Origin of the sequence: Escherichia sp. KCJ4928 (genome assembly GCF_004352695.1) — a bacterium.
Lineage (GTDB): Bacteria > Pseudomonadota > Gammaproteobacteria > Enterobacterales > Enterobacteriaceae > ECMA0423.
In genome coordinates this window covers 1-3,546 of sequence record NZ_SJWV01000280.1, presented here as the reverse complement: position 1 = coordinate 3,546, position 3,546 = coordinate 1, and the positions used below count along the sequence as shown (strand labels likewise).

At 49.7% G+C, this 3,546-nt stretch carries 3 protein-coding genes and 1 pseudogene; all 4 read right to left on the bottom strand.

What is annotated here, in order from left to right:
- Positions 1-619: pseudogene (gene waaH, locus E0D98_RS22380) on the bottom strand (UDP-glucuronate:LPS(HepIII) glycosyltransferase); the annotation flags it as partial.
- Between the two features lie 238 nt (positions 620-857).
- Positions 858-1,883 carry an L-threonine 3-dehydrogenase gene (gene tdh, locus E0D98_RS22375; RefSeq protein WP_000646014.1) on the bottom strand — a complete coding sequence of 342 codons (1,026 nt, stop codon included), beginning with the start codon at positions 1,881-1,883 and terminating at the stop codon, positions 858-860.
- 9 nt (positions 1,884-1,892) lie between these two features.
- A complete protein-coding gene (gene kbl / locus E0D98_RS22370; protein WP_001213834.1) occupies positions 1,893-3,089 on the bottom strand; it encodes a glycine C-acetyltransferase in 1,197 nt (398 codons plus the stop codon).
- 274 nt (positions 3,090-3,363) lie between these two features.
- Positions 3,364-3,546, bottom strand: a 183-nt coding sequence (locus tag E0D98_RS22365) for a WlaTC/HtrL family glycosyltransferase (protein ID WP_276320439.1), incomplete at its 5' end; no start/stop codon positions are given.

Sequence of the window (3,546 nt, the reverse complement as noted above, 5' to 3'; positions counted from 1 at the left end):
ATCGCGCACGCAGCGCGTTAAACATGAATTCTGTTGTCCAGACAATATCCTGATGATGTAATCCGGCAATAAATTTAATGTTATTTTTAACAATAACATCACGGCGATAAACCCCCATCCAGACAACGTGAGTCCAACGGCGCGAAGAAAGCCCCATCCGCAGCCAGTCCGGGCCGGTTAATACGCCGGTTGAGCGAAGGCGATCGCTGGGGATGGATTGCCAGGTTTCTCCCGTTTCACGAAAACACCAGTCAGCGTTGCACTGCGCCACGTCGAGGTCATCCTCTAACGCCATGGTCATCAGCGTTTCGTACATGGTGGGATAGACCTCATCGTCAGCATCGACAAAAGCGACATATTTGCCCGTCGCCACCTCGATCCCACGATTACGCGCTACCGATGCGCCAGCATTCGCCTGATGCAACAAACGAACGTGCGGATAGTTTTCTGCGTAATGCTTTGCTATTTCAACAGAATTATCCGTTGAACCATCGTTAATAATAATGATTTCCAGAGCAGTCCAGGTTTGCGTAATTAAAGATTCCATACAAGTGCGGAAATCATCGCCCGCATTATATAACGGAATAATAACACTAAGTTTATTGGTGCTGTTCATCATAAATTACCGACGACCTCTGAAGTTATCCTGACGTTTTACAGGCTTTGTATTAAGAAACTATTAAGCCTGTGAGATATTATTTTTACAGGTGAGAGAGTCACTTCAGGGTAGAGAGATAATGAGAGCAGCTATATAAGAGATCAGCGCAATTACGATATCTTTATTACACTGACAGGATTTTACATATTTAACGGATTATCCTCAGGCAAAAGGGCTGGAATACCAGCCCTTGTTCGTGTTAATCCCAACTCAGAATTACTTTCCCGGACTGGCCCGAACGCATAGCGTCAAAGCCCTTCTGGAAATCATCGATAGAGAAACGATGGGTAATGATCGGCGAGAGATCCAGACCTGACTGAATCAGCGCCGCCATCTTGTACCAGGTTTCAAACATCTCACGACCGTAAATACCTTTAATGAACAAGCCTTTAAAGATTACTTTGGTCCAGTCGATAGACATATCGGACGGTGGAATACCCAGCATCGCAATACGACCGCCGTGGTTCATGGTATCGAGCATGGTACGAAACGCTGGCGGCGCGCCGGACATTTCCAGACCGACATCAAAGCCTTCGGTCATGCCCAGTTCAGCCATCACATCATTAAGGTTTTCTTTCGCGACGTTAACCGCACGGGTGATACCCATTTTGCGCGCCAGCTCAAGGCGGTATTCGTTAACATCGGTGATCACCACATTGCGTGCACCAACGTGTTTCGCCACCGCCGCAGCCATAATACCTATCGGACCTGCACCAGAAACCAGCACATCTTCGCCCACCAGATCGAACGACAGCGCGGTATGCACGGCGTTACCGAAGGGATCAAAAATGGAAGCCAGGTCGTCGGAGATATTGTCGGGGATTTTGAAGGCGTTGAACGCCGGGATCACCAGATATTCGGCGAAGCAGCCCGGACGGTTAACGCCGACGCCGATCGTGTTGCGGCACAGATGGGTACGACCGCCACGACAGTTGCGACAGTGACCGCAGGTGATATGGCCTTCGCCAGAAACGCGATCGCCGATTTTGAAGCCTTTCACTTCCTGACCAATACCTACCACTTCACCGACATATTCATGGCCTACGACCATCGGCACCGGGATGGTTTTTTGCGACCACTCATCCCAGTTATAGATGTGAACGTCAGTCCCGCAGATGGCTGTTTTACGGATTTTAATCAGCAGATCGTTATGCCCGAGTTCCGGTACAGGAACGTCGGTCATCCAGATGCCCTCTTCCGCTTTCAGTTTGGATAACGCTTTCATCTCACATCCTCAGGCGATAACGCCCAGTTGTTTACCAATACGCGTGAATGCTTCTACTGCACGCGTAATTTGCTCAGGGGTATGCGCCGCAGACATCTGGGTACGAATACGCGCCTGACCTTTCGGAACGACCGGATAGAAGAAACCGGTGACGTAAATGCCCTCTTTTTGCAGCTCACGGGCAAATTTCTGCGCCACTACTGCATCGCCAAGCATGACCGGAATAATGGCATGATCGGCTCCCGCCAGGGTAAAGCCCGCCGCCGACATTTGCTCACGGAACTGGCGCGCGTTCGCCCACAGACGGTCACGCAGTTCGCTGCCCGCTTCGACCATCTCCAGTACTTTGATGGACGCGGCAACAATGGCCGGTGCCAGCGAGTTGGAGAACAGGTACGGACGAGAACGCTGGCGCAGCCACTCAACCACCTCTTTGCGCGCCGCGGTATAACCACCAGAAGCCCCGCCCAGCGCTTTACCAAGCGTACCGGTGATAATATCGACCCGGCCCATCACATCGCAGTATTCATGGGAACCACGACCATTTTCACCGACAAAACCGACCGCGTGGGAGTCGTCTACCATCACCAGGGCATCGTATTTATCTGCCAGATCGCAAACGCCCTTCAGATTGGCAATCACGCCGTCCATCGAGAATACACCATCGGTGGCAATCAGCACATGACGCGCACCGGCTTCACGCGCTTCTTTCAGACGAGCTTCAAGCTCCTGCATATCGTTGTTGGCATAGCGATAGCGTTTAGCTTTACACAGACGCACACCATCAATAATAGACGCGTGGTTCAGTGCGTCGGAGATAATGGCGTCTTCCGCGCCCAGCAGCGTTTCAAACAGGCCACCGTTAGCATCAAAGCAGGAAGAGTAGAGAATCGCATCTTCCATCCCCAGGAAGGCCGCCAGTTTTTGTTCAAGCTCTTTATGGCTGTCCTGAGTGCCGCAAATAAAACGCACCGAAGCCATGCCGAAACCGTGAGAATCCATTCCCGCCTTTGCCGCCGCAATCAGATCAGGATGATTCGCCAGCCCGAGATAGTTGTTGGCACAAAAGTTAATGACGTGGCTTCCATCAGCCACAGTGATATCTGCTTGCTGCGCAGACGTAATAATGCGCTCTTCTTTAAACAACCCTTCCGCCCGTGCGGTTTCCAGATCGTTGGTTAACTGCTGATAAAATTCTCCACGCATTGCGATTCTCCAGACAGGGCAAATTCCAGCACATATTACCCAAACTTATAGGTCGCGACGAGATGACGCGTTAACACTTCTGCAAAATTCAGGATAAATAACGTGTAACTTGATGTCTCTCAACACCTACAGATAGTAGAAAAACTGTACAGTTTTGGCTGGGCATAATGATGATTGATTTTACTGCATTGATATAAAAAGAAAAAATGATGCCAAAGCATCATTTTTCCTATCTCAGTTGGTATCAAAACGCTACCCACTAATGGAGGGAAACCTATTTTCTTGAAAGGAAAATTCTCAGCGCCTGCATTTTTGCCCCTAAAGTGTTACTCCTGAAGCAGCGAAACAAATCGAACCATTTTCCTCTCCCCAGATAGTTTAGGTTGAAGAGATCGGGGCGTTTGTAATAGCACATGACAAAAATGCCCTGGTCATCATCCACAATGTTATTATTTAG